This window comes from Achromobacter deleyi, from assembly GCF_902859705.1.
Classification (GTDB): Bacteria; Pseudomonadota; Gammaproteobacteria; order Burkholderiales; family Burkholderiaceae_B; genus Achromobacter; species Achromobacter deleyi.
In genome coordinates, this window is the sequence record NZ_CADIJO010000037.1 from 22120 (window position 1) to 41016 (window position 18897).

Below are 18897 nucleotides of genomic sequence, written 5' to 3' on the forward strand. Positions count from 1 at the left end.
TTCCTGGCGTGCCATGGCCGCCGATCGTCCCGCCGGGGACGGATGGCAGGGGCCGTCCGGCCGGCGTGCTCCTGGCGGACACCGGCCGGCCCCGCGCCTGCGGCGGCCAACCATTGGTCGTATCATTCCAGGTTGACGCGCAGTCTTATATAAAACCAACGCATCACACCAACACCCCGGAAGGAGCATCCGCATGTCTGACCTGATCTCGGTGGAAGTCGCCGACGGCATCCAGATCATCACGATCAATCGCCCCGAAGCCAAGAACGCCATCAACCTGGAAACCGCGCAGGCCATGGCCGCCGCGCTGGACCAGCTGGACAGCCGCGACGACGTGCGCATCGGCATCCTGACGGGCGCGGGCGGCACGTTCTCGTCGGGCATGGACCTGAAGGCCTTTGCCAAGTCGGGCCAGCGCCCCTATGTGGAAGGCCGCGGTTTCGCCGGCCTGAACGAAGCGCCGCCCAAGAAGCCCCTGATCGCCGCGGTCGAAGGCTATGCCCTGGCCGGTGGCTGCGAAATGGCCCTGGCATCCGACCTGATCGTGGCCGCCAGCAACGCCAAGTTCGGCCTGCCCGAGGTCAAGCGCGGCCTGGTGGCCGGCGCCGGCGGCATGCTGCGCCTGCCGCGCCGCCTGCCGTACCACATCGCCATGGAAGTGATCCTGACGGGCGACATGCTGAGCGCCGAGCGCGCCTACAGCTTTGGCCTGGTCAACCGCCTGACCGAACCCGGCGGCGCCCTGGCCGGCGCGCTGGAACTGGCGCGCGCCATCGTCGAGAACGGCCCGCTGTCGGTGCAGACCGCCAAGAGCATCGTGGCGCAGTCGGGCGACTGGAATCAGGACGACATGTTCAACCGCCAGCGGCCGCTGATCGCGCATATTTTCGCGTCGGCCGACGCCAAGGAAGGCGCCACCGCCTTTGCCGAGAAGCGCAAACCGGTCTGGCAAGGCAAATAAAATAAGCTGCACCCCATCGCGCGCGGCCGGCTAGCCGGCCGCGTTTTCACGTTCTCTTCGTAACCCGCATATCGCCATGTCCGTCCTCATCAAAGAAGAAGACTTCATCCAGTCTATCGCTGATGGCATCCAGTTCATCAGCTACTACCATCCCGTCGACTACATCCGCCACCTGGCCCGCGCCTACGAGCGCGAGGAAAGCCCGGCCGCGCGCGATGCGATGGCGCAGATCCTGACCAACTCGCGCATGTGCGCCGAGGGCAAGCGTCCGCTGTGCCAGGACACCGGCATCGTCAATGTGTTCCTGAAGGTCGGCATGGAAGTGCGCTTCGACACCAAGCGCACGCTGCAAGAGCTGTGCGACGAAGGCGTGCGCCGCGGCTACCTGAACCCGGACAATCCGCTGCGCGCCTCCGTGCTGGACGATCCGCTGTTCGCCCGCAAGAACACCCGCGACAACACGCCCTGTATCCTGCACGTCGAACTTGTCCCGGGTGACAAGGTCGACGTGCAGCTGGCTTCGAAGGGCGGCGGTTCGGAAAACAAGTCCAAGTTCGCCATGCTCAACCCCAGCGACTCGCTGGTGGACTGGGTGCTCAAGACGGTCCCGACCATGGGCGCCGGCTGGTGCCCGCCGGGCATGCTGGGCATCGGCGTCGGCGGCACCGCCGAAAAGGCCATGCTGATGGCCAAGCAGTCGCTGATGGAAGACATCGACATGTACGAGCTGCTGGCCCGCGGCCCGCAGAACAAGCTGGAAGAGCTGCGCATCGAGCTGTACGAGAAGGTCAACGCGCTGGGCATCGGCGCCCAGGGCCTGGGCGGCCTGACCACCGTGCTCGACGTCAAGATCAGCACCTTCCCGACGCACGCGGCCTCCAAGCCCGTCGCCATGATCCCGAACTGCGCGGCCACCCGCCACGCCCACTTCGAGCTGGACGGCTCGGGCCCGGCCCGCCTGGACCCGCCGTCGCTGTCGGAATGGCCCGAAGTGCACTGGGCGCCCGACTACAACAAGTCCAAGCAGGTCGACCTGAACACGCTGACGCGCGAAGAAGTCGCCAGCTGGAAGCCGGGCCAGACCCTGCTGCTGTCGGGCAAGATGCTGACCGGCCGCGATGCCGCGCACAAGCGCATCCAGGACATGCTGGCCAAGGGCGAGCCGCTGCCGGTGGATTTCACCAACCGCGTCATCTATTACGTGGGTCCGGTGGATCCGGTGGGCGACGAAGTGGTGGGTCCCGCTGGCCCGACCACCGCGACGCGCATGGACAAGTTCACCGACATGATGCTGGAGAAGACCGGCCTGATCTCCATGATCGGCAAGTCCGAACGCGGCCCCGTCGCCATCGAGGCGATCAAGAAGCACGGTTCGGCCTACCTGATGGCCGTGGGCGGCGCGGCGTACCTGGTGTCCAAGGCCATTCGCGGCGCCAAGGTGCTGGGCTTTGCCGACCTGGGCATGGAAGCCATCTACGAATTCGACGTGAAGGACATGCCGGTGACCGTGGCGGTTGACTCCCAGGGCACCTCGGTCCACACGACCGGCCCGAAGGAATGGCAGGCCAAGATCGGCAAGATCCCGGTCGCGGTGGCGTAAGCCTCGTCTGCATCGAAGTCGGCCGCTCTTGTAGCGGCCGATTTTTTTCGCGGCAGGGCTGTGTTTATACTGGCCCCAATTCCGGGATAGTTCAGCGGTAGAACATCCGGCTCCACTCTGGATAGGCGCTGGTTCGACTCCAGCTCCCGGATCCCTCTTTCACTCAGGTGCTCGATGCCTCACGACGACGCGCCAGAGGCGGGCGTGATCGGCAGCGGTTACGCGGCTGCCATGCTCGCCAAGGCCTTCCTCACCCACGAGACCCACGCCGATCCCGACGTGCGCGAGCGCGCCGCCGAGCGCGTGCTGCGTTGGCGGCAGGTGCTGGAACAGGCGCTGGCCGGCACGGTCGACTACGGGTCGCGCACGCCGCTGGCCGGCATTCCCGACTGGGTCACGCTGGAAGTTGTCACGGGCGGATTCGCCACCGGCCAATTGCTGGCGGGCGGACCGCTGGCGGACTTCGAGCGCGAGCTGGCCGTCCGCACGCCGGGCGTCCGCGCCGGCCACGAGCGGCGCGATCTGATTACCTATTTTCTTGGCGAGGCCGGCATTGCCCAGTTGCAGGCGCGCCTGGCCGATGGCGACTACCGCGTCGACCTGCCCGAGGAAGCGGCGCTGTTGACCGTGGCCTGGCTGCTGCGGCAAGGGCAGGCGCAAGCCGCGCGCGACCTGGTCGCGGAGCTGGCGCCGTTTTTTGACCGCCTGCGCTTCTATCCCGCGCCCTGGGCCGGCGACGAGCCGGCTGCTGCGGACCTGCATGTCAGGACCGCGGGCGAGGTTGCCGGGGTGCTGGCCGCGCTGGCGCCGCAACCGCGCTTGCAAGCACAGCGCACGACCGTGACCGAGCTGCTGCCGCGCCATGACCGCGCGGTGGCCCTGTTTCTGGAAACGGTGCAGGACGATTGGCCATGCCGACGCTACCCCGAGGGCTGGGGCGAACGCGCGGCGGCCCTGGTGGGCGAGGTCGAGGCGGCGCAGGCGGCCTCTGGCCAGGCGTTGGGCGGCCTGTCGCGGCGGCACCGGCACAAGCGTGAATTGTTCGACCTGCTGGCGCAATGCGTCCGGGCCGCCGAAACCTTGACGGGCAGGCAGGTGGGGCGGGTGCGCCGCCTGTTGCAGGACTATGTGGCGGCGCACGGCGCGCCGGACGGCCAGGCGGTGCAGGCCCTGCGGGCCCGGCAACATGGCGACGTCGCCGCGCCGGGCTTTGAAGCGGCGGCACGCGTTGTTGCCACCCGCTTGCGGGACTACCCCGAACAGGCCGGCGTACAGGACCTGGCGCCCGTGCTGGCGCCGCTGGCCGAGACCGAGGCGCGCGGCGCGGGTCTGCCGGCAGGCCTGGCCGTGCCGGCGCCCGTAGCGCGGCGGGTGCTGCGCTGCCGGACCGGTACGCTGGCGCAACTGGTCGAACGAGGTTTGATCCGCTCGAGCGAATTCCTGGCCACCTTGACGCCGCAGGTCACCGCCGCGCAGCAAGGCGCGGGTTTTGCCGATCCAACGCTGCGTACGCTGTATGAAGCGACCTATCGCGCGTTCCGGCGTCGGCGGTCCCTGTTGCTGCTGAATCTGGCGCGCCAGGCGGCGCTCGGCGATCTGCCGTGGATTGCTGCCGTCGAAAGGTTGCGCCAGCCGGCGCAACAGGATGCCGACGCGGCCGGCGCCGCATTGACCGAGATCGCCGGCCTGGCCTTGACCGCGTTCCCGCACGCCGCGCTGCCCAACAAGCTGCTGCAAGAGCTGCGCGCCTTGAGCGAACGGGCCGGCCGCGACCTGCCGTGGGGCGAGGAGTTGGCCGCCGATATCTTCATGGGCGAGTTCGGCCCCCAGTTTGTCCAGGCCGCACGATGCGCGGCGGCCTTGCTGGACGGCAGCCTGTACGCCCGTTACTACGCGCTGGAGGTGCCCGCCATCCTGGCGTTGGCGCCCGCGCGCGGCGAAGCGGCCTTTGTCCGCCTGTGCGCCGCGCGCGCCGGTGTGCCGCCGGGGTTCGGGCAGGTGGGCGCGAATGGCATGGTGATCGAACAGCAGCAGATCCTGACCACCCACAACCTGGCGTTGCTGGTGACCGGCGCCGGCTTGGGGCCGGCCTTGCGCGAACGCCACGGCCAACTGGCCTTTGCCGCGTTCGAATGGCTCTGCGCGCGCCAGCAGATGAAGATCGATGTCTGGCATGCGCGCATCCGCATGCTGCGCAATACCGCCGTGGCCTGGCGGCAGGCGCTGTTCTTCCTGTCGCTGGCCACGCCGGCCGAGCGGGATGAGACGATTGCCGCCATGCAGGCGCACCTGGCGGCGCAGGGGGCGGCGTTCCAGGCGCTGTTCCGCCCGGTCATGCGCGGTTTGCAGCAGGCGGCGCGCGGCGCCACGCTGCCGCAGCACGAGGCGGGCGAGCAGGGCGCACGCGTGTTCCGCGGCTGGTTCGCCACGCGCCACTGGATGCTGGACGCGCCGGCCTGAACCGGGCCGGGGCGGCGGCCCTGGCCGCGCCCGGGCCGACCGCCGGTGACCCCGCTCGGCGGGTCAGGCGGCCTGTAGCACCTGCAGCACATTGCGCGCCGCGCCCACGCCCATCTTCACGTAGGCATCGCGCGTGACGCCGCCCACATGCGGACTCAACAGCAGCCCGGGCTGGCCGTGGAACGGATGCGGCACGGGCGGCGGTTCCTGCTGGAAGCTGTCCAGCCCGGCGCAGGCCACCTTGCCGCTGCGCACCGCGGCCAGCAGATCCTCTTCGTTCACCAGCCCGCCGCGCGCGGTGTTGACCAGCAGCAGGCCGTCGCGGCACTGCGCCAGCGTGGCCGCGCTGATGAGGCCGCGATTGGCGTCGGTCAGCGGGCAATGCAGCGAGATCGCGTCGGCCTCGGCCCACAGTTGCGGCAAGTCCACCGGTTCGATCCACGGCGGCAGGTTCCCGGCGTAAGGGTCGTGGCCGATCACCCGCATGTCCAGCGCGTGCGCGACCGTCGCCACGCGCCGGCCGATCGCGCCCAGGCCCACCAGCCCCAGCGTGCGGCCAGCCAGTTCGATGCTCTTGTGCGTGGCCTTGTCCCAGTGGCCGGCGTGCATGCGGGCGTCCAGCGGCACGATGGACTTGGCGCAGGCCAGCAGCAGCGCGATGGCGTGTTCGGCCACCGCGGCGGCATTGGCGCCGGCCGCCGCCTTGACGGCAATGCCGCGCGCAGCGGCCGCCGCGCTATCGATGGTGTCGATGCCGCTGCCGTGCTTGGAAATCACGCGCAGCGAACGCGCGGCGTCGATGACGGCGGCGCTGATCCGGCCGTAGCGCACGATGAGCGCCACCGGATCGTGCTGGCGCACCAACGCCAGGAGGTCCTGCTCCGTGGGCCGCGCACCGGCGTAGACCAGCGCATAGCCGTCCAGCGTCTTGACGGCCTCGTCCGCCAGGTCGGCGCCGGTGACCAGGATGATGGGACGGGCGGATGCGGCCATTGCGTCCGTCGAGGACGCGGCGGATGTCATAGCGTTTCTCCCGCGCGCAGGGCGCCGGCCGCGCGCAAGGCGTCCTGCAGCCAGGGCGCACCCAGTTGGCCGGCCTTGATCTCGGCGATGCGGCGCGCTTCGGCGTCCACCTTCTGCTGGGCCAGCGCCAGGATTTCTTCGGCGTTTTCGCGCGGCACGACCACCACGCCGTCGGCGTCGCCCACGACCAGGTCGCCCGGATTCACGGTGACGCCGGCCAGCGTCACCGGCCAGTTCACACGGCCCGGCAGGCCCTTGGTGGGGCCGTTGGGGTTGGTGCCCACGGCGAATACCGGAAAGTCGCCCTCGACCAGTTCGGCCGCATCGCGCACGGCGGCATCGACCACGAAGCCGGCCAGGCCGCTGGCGCGCGCCTGCGTCACCATGATGGCGCCGCACAGCGCGGCCGAGCGGTCGCCCTTGCCTTCGACGACGATGACGTCGCCCGGCTGCGCCAGCGCCAGCGCGGCATGGAACATCAGGTTGTCGCCGGGCCGCAGCTCGACGGTGAAGGCCGGGCCGGCCACGTGCATGCGCGGCGACAGCGGCGCGATGCGGCCGCCCAGCGCGCCGCGGCGTCCGCCCACGTCGGCCAGGATGGCGGCCTGGAATCCGCGGGCGCGTTCGACCAGCTCGGGGCGCACGCGCTGGATGTCGCGGCGAATGGCGGGCAGGGAGGTCGGGTTCATGATGCTGCTTCCTATGTCGGGATGAAAAGTGAACCGGGGTTCAATCGATGGGTTTCAGTCGATCTTTGCGCCGGATTTCTTGACGATGGCGGCCCACAGCTCGCGGTCGTGGCTCAGGCGCTGGGCCAGCGCCTGGGGCGTGCCGCCCAGCACTTCGCCGCCTTCGGCGCGGATCTTTTCCTGGTATTCGGCGCTGGCCATGGCCTTGTTGGCGGCGGCGTTCAGCGCCTGGATCACCGGTTCGGGCGTGCCGGCCGGGGCCAGCAGGCCGAACCAGGTGGTGGCGTCAAAGCCGCTGTACCCGGCCTCGCTGACGGTAGGCACGTCCGGCAGCTCGGCCACGCGCTTGCCCGACGTGACCGCCAGCGCGCGCAGCTTGCCCGTACGGATCTGGCCCAGCGCGGTGGGAATGGACGACATGAACAGCTGCACCTGGCCGCCGAACAGGTCATTGAGCGCCTGGTTGGCGCCCTTGTACGGAATGTGCTGCAGCTGGATGCCGGCCGACTGCTGCAGCAGCTCGGCGGTCAGGTGGGCGACGGTGCCGTTGCCCGGCGACGCGAAATTGAGCGCGCCAGGGTGGGCCTTGGCCTCGCGCACCACGTCTGCCAGCGTCTGGTACGAGGAATTCGCGGCCACCACCAGCACCAGCGGCGCGGTGGCCACCAGCGCGACCGGCGCCAGGTCCTTGGACGGGTCGTACGACAGTTTGGTGTACAGCGTGGGGTTGATGGCCAGGTTGCTGGTCTGGCCCAGTACCAGGGTGTAGCCGTCGGGCGCCGAGCGCGCGGCGGTTTCCACGCCCAGGTTGCCGCCGGCGCCGGGCCGGTTTTCCGCCACCAGGCTCCAGCCCGACGTCTTGTTCAGGGCCACGCCCAACTCGCGGGCGATGATGTCGGTGCCGCCGCCGGGCGGGAAGGGCACGATCAGGCGGATCGGGCGGTCGGGATAGGTCTGGGCGGCGCTGGCGGCGCCCCACAGCAGGCCGGCGGCCAGGACGGCCGCGCGCATAAGCACGTTCATGGTTTGTCTCCGAAATGTTCTGGTGTTCACAGGCCCCGCGGGCCGGTTTCCACCGCCCGTCGTGTGCGGGCTTGATGGCCGTCGAACTATAGAAAGACGTTTCGCTGCATACAATGCTGTTTCACTGAATGAAACGCGGCGCATGCCGTGAAACGCACCCGCCATGAAGAAGACACCTGTTCCCGCCGTGGTCCCCGAGGTTCGCGAAGCCGACGGCGTGATTGCCGTGGCGCGCGCGATGCGCCTGCTGGAAGCCTTCCAGGTCGACGACGCGTTCGTGTCGCTGGCCGAGCTGAGCCGCCGCGCCGGCATGCACAAGACCACCACGCTGCGCATCGCGCGCACGCTGGCGCAGGCGCGCTACCTGGTGCAGCGTGAAGAAGACGGCGCCTGGCGCCTGGGGCCGGCGACCGGCTGGCTGGGCGCGCGTTATCAGGCCTCGTTCGACCTGGACAACGAGATCGAGCCGACCCTGCGTGCGTTGACGCGCGAGACGGGTGAAAGCTCGTCGTTCTTTGTGCGCGAAGGCGATATCCGCACCTGCCTGGTGCGGGTGGAAGGGCCCAAGGCGATCCGCCACCACATCCGCATGGGCGAGGTGCTGCCGCTGGAAAAAGGCTCGCCGGGGCGCGTGCTGCTGGCGTTTTCAGGCGAGCCGGGCGCGCTGTACGAACGCATCCGCCGCGAAGGCTTTTATATCTCGATCGGCGAGCGTGAAGCCGAGATCGCCAGCGTCTCGGCGCCGGTGTTCGGGTCGAACTGGCGCCTGCTGGGCGCCCTGAGCGTGTCGGGGCCGGCAGGAAGGCTGCCGCGCGCCAAGCTGCAAGGCTTTGCCAAGCTGGTCAGCCAGAAGGCCAGCCAGTTGTCGTATGCCTTGAGCGGCGGCGCGCAACGCGCCGCCCCGGTGCGCACGCAGTGGCATCCGTGACGTCGCGCCGCCCGGGATGGGCATTGCCGCCATCCCTGGCCGTGCACGCGGGTCGGCCCGCGCCTAGCCGGCCGTTCCCTTCGTGAACGCGGCAATCGCCTCGGGCGACTTGCCCAGCACCTCGCGCAGCACTTCTTCGGTGTGCTGGCCCAGCAACGGCGGCGCGCGCCGGTAGACCACGGGCGACGCCGAAAGCCGCAGCGGGCTGGCGGTGACGGGCGCCACCCCGCCCGACGGATGCGGCAGGTCACGCCGCAACTGCCGCGCCGCGACCTGCGGATGCGCAAAGGCCTGGGCAATGTCGTTGATCGGTCCGCAGGGCACGCCCACGGCCTCCAGCTTGGCGATCCAGTCATCGCGCTTGCCCCGCCCCATGATCTCGGCCAGCAGCGCCACCAGCGTGTCCCGATGGGTTACGCGCAACCGGTTGGTGGCAAAGCGCGGGTCGTCGCCCAGCTCGGCGGCGCCGATGGCCGCGCAGTACGCGCGATACTGCGATTCGTTGCCCGTGGCCACGATCAGGTGGCCGTCGCTGGCGGCGAACACCTGGTAGGGCACCACGTTCTGGTGCGCGTTGCCGGCCCGTGTGGGCGCCACGCCGGAATTGAAGTAGTTCGAATTCTGGTTGGCCAGCAGCGCCACGTGGCTGTCCAGCAGCGCGATGTCCAGATGCTGGCCCAGGCCGCTGCGGTGGCGCTCTTGCAGCGCCGCCAGGATCGCCACCGTGGCGTACATGCCGGTCACGATGTCGGTCACGGCCACGCCGGCCTTTTGCGGACCGCCGCCCGGCAGGTCGTCGCGTTCGCCGGTGATGCTCATCAGTCCGCCCATGCCCTGGATCATGAAGTCGTAGCCGGGGCGGCGGGCGAACGGGCCGTCCTGGCCGAAGCCGGTGACCGAGCAGTAGATCAGGCGCGGATTGATGGCCTGCAGGCTGGCATAGTCCAGCCCATACCTGGCCAGGCCGCCGACCTTGAAGTTCTCGACCAGGATGTCGCTGACAGCCGCCAGCTCGCGAATCAGCGCAGCGCCTTCCGGCGTGGCCATGTCGGCCTCGACCGAGCGCTTGTTGCGGTTGGCGCTCAGGTAGTAGGCGGACTCGTTGGTGTCGACGCCGTCGCCATCCTTGAGAAACGGCGGCCCCCAGGCGCGGGTGTCGTCGCCGACGCGGGGCCGTTCGATCTTGATGACATCGGCCCCCAGGTCGGCCAGGTTCTGCGTGCACCAGGGGCCGGCCAGGATGCGCGACAAGTCCAGCACGCGGATGCCGTCCAGGGCGGGCGCGCGGCTCATGCCCGCACCTCGGCGGCGCCATGGGTCAGGACGACGGTGCCGCGTTCCAGCGCGCGGGCAATGAAGCGGATCTGGCCATCGGCCTGGCGCCACATGTCGCATTGCAGCGTTTCGCCCGGGTAGACCGGCGCCGAGAAGCGCGCGTCCAGCCGGGTCAGGCGCGTGGCGTCGTAGTCGCACCAGGTCTTGACGATGGCGTGCGCCGCCACGCCGTAGGTGCACAAGCCATGCAGGATCGGACGCGCATAGCCGGCCTGGTGCGCGACCTCGGGATCGGCATGCAGCGGATTGCGGTCCGCGTTCAGCCGGTACAGCAAGGCGGCCTGCGGCGGAATGCGCAATTCGCAACGCCGGTCCGGTTCGCCGGCCGGTGCGGCCGGCAAGGGTTCGGGGCTGGCATCGCCCTGGCCAAAGCCGCCGTCGCCGCGGCAGAACGTGCTTTGCTGCAGCGTTGCCAGGTGAGTGCCGGCCTCGTCATGCAGCGTGCGTTCGGTGACGACGATGGCGCCTTTGTCCGCACCCTTGTCGATCACATGCGTGATGCGGCTTTTGCCGACGACCGTGCCGGCCGTGGGCAGGGGCGCATGCAGCGTCATGCGCTGTTCGCCATGCACCAGCCGCACCCAGTCGATGCCGGCGCGCGGATCGCTCATCCAGAAGCCGGGATAGCCCAGCACCACGCTCATGGTCGGAAAGGATTGCAGGCCTTTCTCGTAGACGTAGCGTAGCTGGCGGCTGTCTTCGGGGTCTTGCCCCAGACCGATGCCCAGCGCATACAGCATGGTGTCCTTGTCTTCGTAGTGCTGGCGCACGTCATCGAAACGCCAGTGCTTCACGGTTGCGTAGTCCAGCGGCATGGCGGTCTCAGATGGGGTCCCAGTCGATCACGTCGGGCGAACGCTCCAACGCGTAGAAGTGCTTGCGCATGGCGGGCACGGCGATCTCGCCGATGCTTTCGGGCGTCCAGCCATCGCTGTGGTGCACGCTGCGCACAGGACGCGGCTGGCTCATCAGCATGATCTCGTTGGCGCGCACCGCGAAGATCTGCGCGGTGACTTCGCTGGCCGCATCGCTGGCCAGGTACACGGCCAGGGGCGCGACCTTGCCGGCTTCCATCTTCTTGAGTTTCTCGACGCGCGCCTTTTCCTCGTCGGTCTCGGCGGGAATGGAACTGGTCATGCGGCTCCAGGCAAAGGGCGCGATGCAGTTCGAACGCACGCGATAGCGCGCCATGTCCAGCGCGATGGACTTGGACAACGCCACGATGCCCAGCTTGGCGGCTGCGTAGTTGGCCTGGCCGAAGTTGCCGATCAGTCCCGAGGTGGACGTCATGTGCACGAAGGCGCCCGATTCCTGCTCGCGAAAATACGGCGCCGCCGCACGGCTCATGAAGAACGAACCGTTCAGGTGCACGTCGATGACCTGGCGCCACTCTTCTTCGCTCATCTTGTGGAACACGCGATCGCGCAGATTGCCGGCGTTGTTGACCACCGCGTCGATGCGGCCGAAGGCGTCGATGGCGGTCTGCACGATCCGGCTGGCGCTGTCGTACGCCGCCACGCTGTCGGTGTTGGCCACCGCTTGCCCGCCCGCCGCGATGATCTCGCGCACCACGGCGTGCGCGGGGCCGTCGCCGCCGCCTTCGCCGGTGAGCGACACGCCGATATCGTTGACCACCACCTTGGCGCCCGCCTGCGCCATGGCCAACGCAACGCCGCGGCCGATACCGCCGCCCGCACCCGTCACGACCACTACCTTGCCGGAAACAATACCGCTCATTGGGCCTACTCCTGTGCCGCGGCGCGCACGCCGCATGGAAAACAGTTCCGCGTCAAACCCGATGGTTTACGGGGTTGCCCCATGGTATGTTCGTGACGGCATTCGAAGAATTCAAAATTAGAAATGCCCCCCTTCTGTGTGGTGGAACATGAGACATGATCTGACTGACCTGCGGCTCTTCCTGAACGTGGGAGAAACGCTGAATCTGACGCGCGCGGCCGAACGCACGTTCCTGTCGCTACCCGCCGCCAGCGCGCGGGTCAAGCACATGGAAGAAGCCTTCAAGGCGCGCCTGCTGGTGCGCATGGCGACCGGCGTGGCACTGACACCGGCGGGCGAAGTGCTGCTAAAGCACGCCAACGCCGTGTTCCGCCAGCTCGAATGCCTGAACGCCGATCTGCAGCCCTATGCCAGCGGCCTGAAGGGCCGGCTGCGCCTGCTGGCCAACACCACCGCCACCAATTCCTTCCTGGCCGACGCACTGTCGACCTTCCTGGCGGAAAACCCCGACGTCGACGTGGAACTCGAGGAAAAGATCTCGGGCGACATCGTCATCGCGATCCGCGCCGGGGCCGGCGATCTTGGCCTGGTGGCCGGCAATATCGATGTCGAAGGCCTGGACGTGACCCCGCTGTTCCGCGACGAACTGACGGTGGTGACGTCGCTGGACCACCCGCTGGCCGCCTCGAAGTCGGCCCATTTCGTCGACCTGGTGGATGCCTACCAGTTCGTCGGCATCCACCCAGACAGCGCCATCCAGACCTTCCTGGAAGACATCGCCAGCGGCCTGGGCAAGCGCATCTGCCAACGCGTGCACGTGGGCAGTTTCGAGGCCGTGTGCCGCATGGTGGAAGCCGGCGCCGGCATCGCCGTGGTGCCCCGCGCCTGCGCCGCGCGCTACAGCCGCCCCGACGCGCTGCACGTGCTGAAACTGGAAGACCCCTGGGCCCTGCGCGACCGCCTGCTGTGCCGCCAACGCGGCCGCGACCTGCCCAGCTTCGCCGAGTGCTTCATCGAACACGTGCAACGCGCGGCGCGCGGCCAGTAGCCGCCACAGATAGTGTCCGCTGACCGAACGCGGCATGCCGGCGAAAGAGGGGCTTTTGAAAATGTGTAGCGGCAAAAGCGGCGCGGAGGCAAATAATAAAAAAAGCCCCGGCCGTGCATGACGCGCGGCAACGCAGAAGACGGGGCGGGCAGGCGGCAGGGCACCGCGTGGTTCTGGTGCGGTTTGCGGCCAGGCCACCGACAAGAACGACCCTCAGGAGACCGCCTTGCAAGATCCTCAACGCCGCCGCGTCATCGCGGGGCTGGGCGCCGCGTGCGCCACCGCCATGCTTCCCAAGTTCGCCCGTGCCGCCACCTGGCCCGGCCACGCCGTGACCTTCATCGTGCCGTTTCCCGCCGGCGGCCCGGTGGACACGACCGCCCGCTTCACGACCCAACCCCTGGGCCACCTGTGGTCGGTGCCCACGGTCGTGGACAACCGCTCGGGCGCAGGCGGCATCGTAGGCGCCCAATTCGCGGCCAAGGCCGAACCCGACGGCTACAACTTCTTTTTCGCCTCGATCCACCATGCGGTGCTGCCAAGCCTGCGCGACAACCTGACGTACGACATCACGCGCGATTTCGTGCCGGTCGGCATGGCGGCGGTCTTCCCGATCGTGCTGGTGGTGAACCCGTCGCTACCGGTGAATTCGGTGAGCGAACTGATCGCGTATGCGAAGGCGAACCCCGGAAAGCTGTCGTTCAGTTCGTCGGGCACGGGCGGCGGCACGCACCTGGCGGGCGAGCTGTTCAACGCGATGGCCGGCGTCAAGATCCAACACATCCCGTACCGAGGCAGCGCCCCGGCGATGCAAGACCTGCTGGGCGGCCAGGTACAAGTGATGTTCGCCGACGGGCCGTCCGCCGTGCCGCACCTGAAGACAGGCAAGGTGCGCGCGCTGGGGGTCGGCAATCCGACGCGCTCAAGCATGCTGCCGGACGTGCCGACGATTGCAGAGTCGGGGTTGCCGGGCTACGAGGCGTATTCCTGGAGCGGGCTGATGGCACCTAAGGGGACGCCGGGGGAGATCGTTTCTAAACTGAACGCCGATTTGGTGAAGGTCTTGTCTGACGCGGGGACAGCGAAGGCTATGTTGGCGGCTGGGGCTGAGCCTAAGCCTGGGAGTGCTGGGGAATTTGGGGAGTTTGTGAGGGGCGAGGTTGTTAAGTGGCGGGAGTTGATCAGGAAGGCGGATATTAAATTGGAGTAGGTCAGGGGGTGGGGTTCTTGAGTCGCGCTTGGCGGTGTCAGCGGGCAGAGGGCGGGGCTACGATTGCGGTCCGGAGCCTTCGCTCCGGACTTCCCCGTCGTCATCTTCGTCCGCCTTCGGCTCCCTTCAGATTCCCTCGGGCGCATCTACACGCCCCGCCCTCTGCCCGCCGACACCGCCAAGCGCTCACACTGTAGATTCGCGTCGGACGTTGGGGCGGGCGGTGTGCTTGGCATGGTAGCCACGGTCAGAGTGGGGTGGGCGGGGTGGGACGGTGCCCGTCTCGTGCCGGCCGCGCGGGCGGCCTTACGAGACTTACGCGGCGTCTTGCGGGCACCGATGGCGCTATCGCGTGTGGGTGGCGATGCTGGTGGTCGACGCTGGTGGTTGATGCTGGTGGTGTTAGAGCGGCCTGTTTTGTGCGTGCCTGGTGCTGGTGCAAATGCGGCAGTATCTATCGGCGCGGATGCCGTGGCGTTCGACGTCAGTGCGCAGCGCCCGATGGGCGGCGCGCGAGACGGTCCGCATGCGCAAGCCAGTGCCTGCTCGCGCCGCCCATCACCGCCCCTCCCCCCGAACGTAGGGAACCAAAAGAACCCCACTCTCCAATAGCGCGAAGCGCCGCCGCAACACATTCCAGCAACGCAATGCCAAACGTGGCCGCCCGCGCGGCCGCGGCTTGGCGACCCTGCAGATTCCATTCCCTGAACACGGGTCTAGCAGCGCATCAAACCCAGACGCACGTAGCCCCTGGCGGGGGTGGCATGCGGAGTGGGCAACCTCGATGCGCCCGAGGGAATCTGAAGGAGGGGCCGTAGGCCCGGACGAAGATGACGAAGGGGAAGTCCGGAGCGAAGGCTCCGGACCGCAATCGTGGGCGCCCACTCCGCATGCCACCCCCGCCAGGGGCGACCTACGAAGATCAACCGACCGCACAACCCAAACAAAATCACATAAGTAAAAACAAAAACCACAAAAGAAGTAATCAAGCAATCTCAAGAAATACGAAGCAATGTTTTCCTTGCCTCTCGATACTCTGCCTCCAGCAATGCCACCAGATCTGCCACCGCCAAGATCTCTTGGCTTGAACCCACGCCCTGGCCCGCGCTCCAGATGTCTTTCCATGGGGTGGGGCGGGTGGATTTGTCCAGGTTGGGGGGTGGGGGTGTTGTTTGCCTTTTTATGTGGTGGGGATCCAGGCCTGCGGCCTGGATGCTGGGGATCAGGTAGTTGGCGGGGACGCCGGAAAAATAGGGGGTGTTGAGTACGTCTGCGGCTTGCGCGCCTAACACCATTTCCCTATAGGCTTCGTTTGCCAGGGATTCGTGCGTCGCGATGAAGCGGGTGCCCATGTAGGCGAAGTCGCAGCCCAGGGCCTCGGCGGCCAGGATGTCCTTGCCGTGGCTGATGCAGCCCGACAGGGCCAGCGGGCCGTCGTAGAACGCGCGGATTTCGTTGACCAGGGCGATCGGGTTCAGTTGGCCTGCGTGACCGCCTGCGCCGGCGGCTACCAGGATCAGGCCGTCCACGCCCGCGTCCAGCGCGCGCTTGGCGTGGCGGACCGTTGTTACGTCGTGGTAGACCTGGCCGCCGTAGGCGTGGGCGGCGCGCACCACGGCTTCCGGAGGGTACAGCGATGTGATCAGCAGCGGCACCTGGCGTTCCGCGCAGATTGCCAGGTCGCCTTGCCAGCGGGCGTTGCTGGGGTGCACGATCAGGTTCACTCCGTACGGCGCGACCTGCGTGCCTGGCGATGCGCGGCGGGTCGCGGCCAGGCGGGTTTCGATGCGGGTGATCCACTCGTGCAGCTGTTCCTGCGGACGGGCGTTCAGTGATGGGAACGTGCCGATGATGCCGGCGCCGCATTGCGCGGCCACCAGATCCGGGCCCGAGACCAGGAACATGGGGGCGCCGATGATCGGCAATCGGGTTTGCGTGCGCAAGGCGGGCGTTCGGCTCATAGGCAGGTTCCGGGTGCGGTTCAACAGAAAGGGGTCAGTTCGCCTGGATGTTCGCGCTCTGGATCACATCCGCCCATAGCGCGTACTCGCGGTCGATGCGGTCTTGCAGCGCCGCGGCGTCGCCCGTGTTGATCGTGTAGCCGCCTTCCGTCATCGCGCGGCGAAACGCCGGGTCTTGCGATACGTCCGACAGTGCGCGGGTCAGGCGGGCGCGGATGTTGTCCGGCAGCTTCTTCGGCGCCACCAGCGCGTACCAGCCCACCACCTCGTAGTCTTTCATGCCCGCCTCGATCATCGTCGGCACGTCCGGCAGCTCGGGATTGCGCGTGCGTGACGTGACCGCCAGCGCGCGCGCCTTGCCGCTCTTGATGAACGGGATCGCCGTGCTGGTGATGTCGAACATGAACGTGATCTTGCCGCTCACCACGTCCATCATCGCCGGTGAATTGCCGCGGTAGGGCACGTGCAGCATCGGCACACCTGCCTGCTTTTTCAGCAGCTCGGCCGACAGGTGGTTCGATGCCCCGATGCCTGCCGATCCGAACGACACCGCGTCGGGGTGGGCGCGGGCGTAGTCCACCAGTTCGGCCACGCTCTTGGCGGGCGCCTGCGGGCCGATCAGCAGCACGTTGGCGTAGTCCACGATCAGGCCGATCAGCGAGAAGTCCTTGCGCGGATCGAATAGCGTACTGCGCTGCACCAGCGGCGACATCGTCAGCGTAGGGCTGGCGGCAAAGCCCAGCAGGTAGCCGTCGGGCGGCGCCTTGGCCGTGGCGTCGGACGCGATCATGCCGCTTGCGCCCGCGCGGTTTTCCACCACTACGGCCTGGCCCAGCTTGTCGCCCAGGTACTTGGCGAAGACGCGCGCGGTGGTGTCCACCGGGCCGCCCGGGGCGTAGCCCACCAGCAGGCGGATCGGCCGGTCGGGATAGGCATTGTCGGCGGCGGCGGGGGCGCCGGTCGCCAGGGCTGCGGCGAAAGTCGCCGCGGCCAGCAGGGGCTTGATGTTCACGCTCATGTCTCCTTGGGGATAGGCCGGTCGCAGAGCGGAACGAAGCGTGCGCGCCTACGCCGGCCTTTGTTTCAGCGGCTGGGGATAAGTGGCGCCGCGAGTTTGGGAAAGACGGTGGGGAAAAATCGTGTCGCTGCGGATATCGGGTTCTGCCGGGAACATCGTGGTGGAAGCTACAGCGTGGCGGCGGTGCCGAGGATGGCGGTGGACTGGCTGGACAGCGTGCCGCCGTTGCCATGCACCAGCGCCAGGTCGGCGCCGGACACCTGGCGCGCACCGGCTTCGCCGCGCAACTGCCTGACCGCCTCGATCATGATGAAGACGCCGTACATGCCGGGATGCACGCAGCACAGACCGCCGCCGTTGGTGTTCACCGGCAGCCGTCCGCCCGGGGCGATCGCGCCGTCGGCAATGAAGTCGCGCGCCTCGCCCTTGGCGCAAAAGCCCAGGTCTTCCAGGAACAGCAACGTGTTGATGGTGAAGGCGTCGTACAGCTCCACCACGTCGATGTCGCGTGGGGCGACGCCGGCCATGGCGTAGGCGCGGCGGCCGGACTCCGCTGCCGCCGTCACCGTCAGGTCTTCCATGGACGAGATCTGCCGGTTCCAGACCGCGGTGGCGTTGCCCAGCACGTACACCGGCGGGCGCGGCAGGTCGCGGGCGCGTTCGGCGCGCACCAGCACATAGGCGCCGGCGCCGTCGGTCACCAGGCAGCAGTCGCGCACGCTCAAGGGGTCCGACACCATGCGCGCCGACAGGATCTGTTCCAGCGTGGCCGGCTCGCGCAGTTGCGCCTCGGGGTTGAGCTGGGCCCACTGGTTGGCGGCCAGCGCCACCCGGGCCAGGTCTTCGCGGCGGGTGCCGTACTGGTGCATGTGGCGCGCGGCGGCCAGCGCATACGACGACAGCGGGCTGAGCGGGTCGTACGGCGTTTCGTAGGGCTGCGGATCGAACTGCTTGCGCACGCGGCCGATCTCGGCGCGGCTCAGGGTGGACGTGCGCTGGGTGCTGCCGTAGCAGACCAGTACCGCGTTGCATTGGCCCGAGGCCAGCGCATGCAGCGCGGGCAGCAGGTGCGCCACGAAGCTGGAGCCGCCCAGCATGGTGCTGTCGATGAAGGTCGGGCGGATGCCCAGGTGTTCGATCACCGGCATCGCCCACATCGGTGCGGCCACGCTGGCCGTGCACAGGCCGTCGATGTCCTGCATCGTCAGGCCCGCGTCGGCGACGGCGCGCTGCGCGGCCTGCACCAGGATTTCCATTTCGGTATAGCCGTTGGCCTGGCCCAGGCCGGCATGGCCCACGCCGGCCACCGCGACGGCGCCGCGCAGATCGTTCAGCGTCATGGCGCCTCCTTGTTGGGAACGAAAACCACCAGGCCGCGGCCCTCGGTGACCGCCACCTGTGCCCGCACCGCCATGCCGATGCGCACGGCGTCGGGCGCGATGCCGTCGACCCGGCTCATCAGGCGCACGCCTTCGGCCAGGTCGATCAGCGCCACGTTGTAGTCGCCGCCCGCCTCGGGCTTGCGCCGCACCACGGTGGTGGAGTAGACGGTGCCGCGCCCGTCGGGCGTTTTCCAGGACAGCTGGTCGGCGCCGCAATGCGGGCAGAGCATGCGGGGATAGAACACGGCGCGGTCGCAGGCGGCGCAGTGCTGGATCAGGAAGCGGCCCTGGTCCAGCGCCTGGCGGTACTGCGCGTCGACGCCGGTGGCGGCGTCGTTCGGGGCGGTAGCGGTCATTGCATGGGGTTTCCGGGTTGACGAGCCGCCAGTGTCGGGGCTGGTGCCGGCGCATGCCATTCTTCATTGCTGAAGCAGGCCTTTTGCCGGCCCGTAGTGCCTGCGGTGGGGCGACGCGGGGCCGGGTCCCTACATCGCCGCAAAAGCCGCCCTTCGGCAACCGCAG

Annotated in this window: 16 protein-coding genes and 1 tRNA gene; 7 read left to right on the plus strand and 10 right to left on the minus strand. The window is 68.4% G+C overall.

The window, feature by feature from the left end:
* The first annotated feature begins 193 nt into the window (after positions 1–193).
* The 4 genes from HV798_RS29370 to HV798_RS29385 all read left to right on the plus strand — a co-directional run bounded on the left by HV798_RS29370 (position 194) and on the right by HV798_RS29385 (position 5021).
* Entirely contained in the window at positions 194–961 is a 768-nt protein-coding gene (locus HV798_RS29370) for a crotonase/enoyl-CoA hydratase family protein (protein WP_175190735.1), read from the plus strand.
* Positions 962–1037: 76 nt separating this feature from the next.
* Complete coding sequence (locus tag HV798_RS29375) at positions 1038–2561, plus strand: fumarate hydratase (RefSeq protein WP_175190736.1); 1524 nt, start codon at positions 1038–1040, stop codon at positions 2559–2561.
* A gap of 80 nt (positions 2562–2641) precedes the next feature.
* A tRNA-Trp gene (locus tag HV798_RS29380) sits at positions 2642–2713 on the plus strand.
* 22 nt (positions 2714–2735) lie between these two features.
* Positions 2736–5021, plus strand: a complete 2286-nt coding sequence (locus HV798_RS29385) for a hypothetical protein (RefSeq protein ID WP_175190737.1) — start codon at positions 2736–2738, stop codon at positions 5019–5021.
* A gap of 63 nt (positions 5022–5084) precedes the next feature.
* On the opposite strand, the gene HV798_RS29390 is transcribed toward HV798_RS29385, so the two are convergent.
* The 3 genes from HV798_RS29390 to HV798_RS29400 are packed head-to-tail and all read right to left on the minus strand — an operon-like array spanning position 5085 to position 7756.
* Positions 5085–6044 (minus strand): NAD(P)-dependent oxidoreductase, encoded by a 960-nt coding sequence (locus tag HV798_RS29390; protein ID WP_246289291.1) that lies wholly within the window; start codon positions 6042–6044, stop codon positions 5085–5087.
* Positions 6041–6733, minus strand: coding sequence for an RraA family protein (locus tag HV798_RS29395; RefSeq protein WP_025136705.1), 693 nt, complete (start codon positions 6731–6733; stop codon positions 6041–6043). The genes HV798_RS29390 and HV798_RS29395 overlap by 4 nt, the downstream gene beginning before the upstream one ends.
* A 54-nt stretch (positions 6734–6787) precedes the next feature.
* The gene (locus HV798_RS29400; RefSeq protein ID WP_175190738.1) at positions 6788–7756 is read right to left on the minus strand and encodes a Bug family tripartite tricarboxylate transporter substrate binding protein; all 969 of its coding nucleotides are present in this window, start codon (positions 7754–7756) and stop codon (positions 6788–6790) included.
* Between the two features lie 163 nt (positions 7757–7919).
* Here HV798_RS29400 and HV798_RS29405 point away from each other — a divergent pair, with 163 nt between their 5' ends.
* Positions 7920–8684, plus strand: a complete 765-nt coding sequence (locus HV798_RS29405; protein WP_025136707.1) for an IclR family transcriptional regulator — start codon at positions 7920–7922, stop codon at positions 8682–8684.
* 63 nt (positions 8685–8747) lie between these two features.
* Here the strand turns inward: HV798_RS29405 and HV798_RS29410 are convergent, their stop codons facing one another.
* From HV798_RS29410 to HV798_RS29420, 3 genes are read right to left on the minus strand one after another with little or no spacing between them, the layout of a single operon-like run.
* The gene (locus HV798_RS29410; protein ID WP_175190739.1) at positions 8748–9977 is read right to left on the minus strand and encodes a CaiB/BaiF CoA transferase family protein; all 1230 of its coding nucleotides are present in this window, start codon (positions 9975–9977) and stop codon (positions 8748–8750) included.
* Complete coding sequence (locus HV798_RS29415) at positions 9974–10834, minus strand: MaoC/PaaZ C-terminal domain-containing protein (RefSeq protein ID WP_175190740.1); 861 nt, start codon at positions 10832–10834, stop codon at positions 9974–9976. The genes HV798_RS29410 and HV798_RS29415 overlap by 4 nt, the downstream gene beginning before the upstream one ends.
* A gap of 7 nt (positions 10835–10841) precedes the next feature.
* Positions 10842–11756, minus strand: a complete 915-nt coding sequence (locus tag HV798_RS29420) for an SDR family NAD(P)-dependent oxidoreductase (RefSeq protein WP_175190741.1) — start codon at positions 11754–11756, stop codon at positions 10842–10844.
* A 148-nt stretch (positions 11757–11904) separates the two neighbouring features.
* Here HV798_RS29420 and HV798_RS29425 point away from each other — a divergent pair, with 148 nt between their 5' ends.
* Together HV798_RS29425 and HV798_RS29430 are read left to right on the plus strand one after the other, a co-directional pair.
* On the plus strand, positions 11905–12804 hold the full coding sequence (locus tag HV798_RS29425) for a LysR family transcriptional regulator (protein ID WP_025136711.1): 900 nt from the start codon (positions 11905–11907) through the stop codon (positions 12802–12804).
* A 226-nt stretch (positions 12805–13030) separates the two neighbouring features.
* The gene (locus tag HV798_RS29430) at positions 13031–14014 is read left to right on the plus strand and encodes a Bug family tripartite tricarboxylate transporter substrate binding protein (RefSeq protein WP_175190742.1); all 984 of its coding nucleotides are present in this window, start codon (positions 13031–13033) and stop codon (positions 14012–14014) included.
* A 995-nt stretch (positions 14015–15009) separates the two neighbouring features.
* On the opposite strand, the gene HV798_RS29435 is transcribed toward HV798_RS29430, so the two are convergent.
* The 4 genes from HV798_RS29435 to HV798_RS29450 all read right to left on the minus strand — a co-directional run bounded on the left by HV798_RS29435 (position 15010) and on the right by HV798_RS29450 (position 18731).
* Positions 15010–15975, minus strand: coding sequence for an NAD(P)H-dependent flavin oxidoreductase (locus tag HV798_RS29435; RefSeq protein WP_175190743.1), 966 nt, complete (start codon positions 15973–15975; stop codon positions 15010–15012).
* A 34-nt stretch (positions 15976–16009) separates the two neighbouring features.
* Positions 16010–16993: a Bug family tripartite tricarboxylate transporter substrate binding protein gene (locus HV798_RS29440; protein ID WP_029953656.1), complete on the minus strand. Its 984-nt coding sequence runs from the start codon at positions 16991–16993 to the stop codon at positions 16010–16012.
* A 167-nt stretch (positions 16994–17160) separates the two neighbouring features.
* Positions 17161–18333 carry a thiolase gene (locus HV798_RS29445; RefSeq protein WP_025136715.1) on the minus strand — a complete coding sequence of 391 codons (1173 nt, stop codon included), beginning with the start codon at positions 18331–18333 and terminating at the stop codon, positions 17161–17163.
* Positions 18330–18731 carry a Zn-ribbon domain-containing OB-fold protein gene (locus HV798_RS29450; protein ID WP_025136716.1) on the minus strand — a complete coding sequence of 134 codons (402 nt, stop codon included), beginning with the start codon at positions 18729–18731 and terminating at the stop codon, positions 18330–18332. The genes HV798_RS29445 and HV798_RS29450 overlap by 4 nt, the downstream gene beginning before the upstream one ends.
* Positions 18732–18897 lie beyond the last annotated feature (166 nt).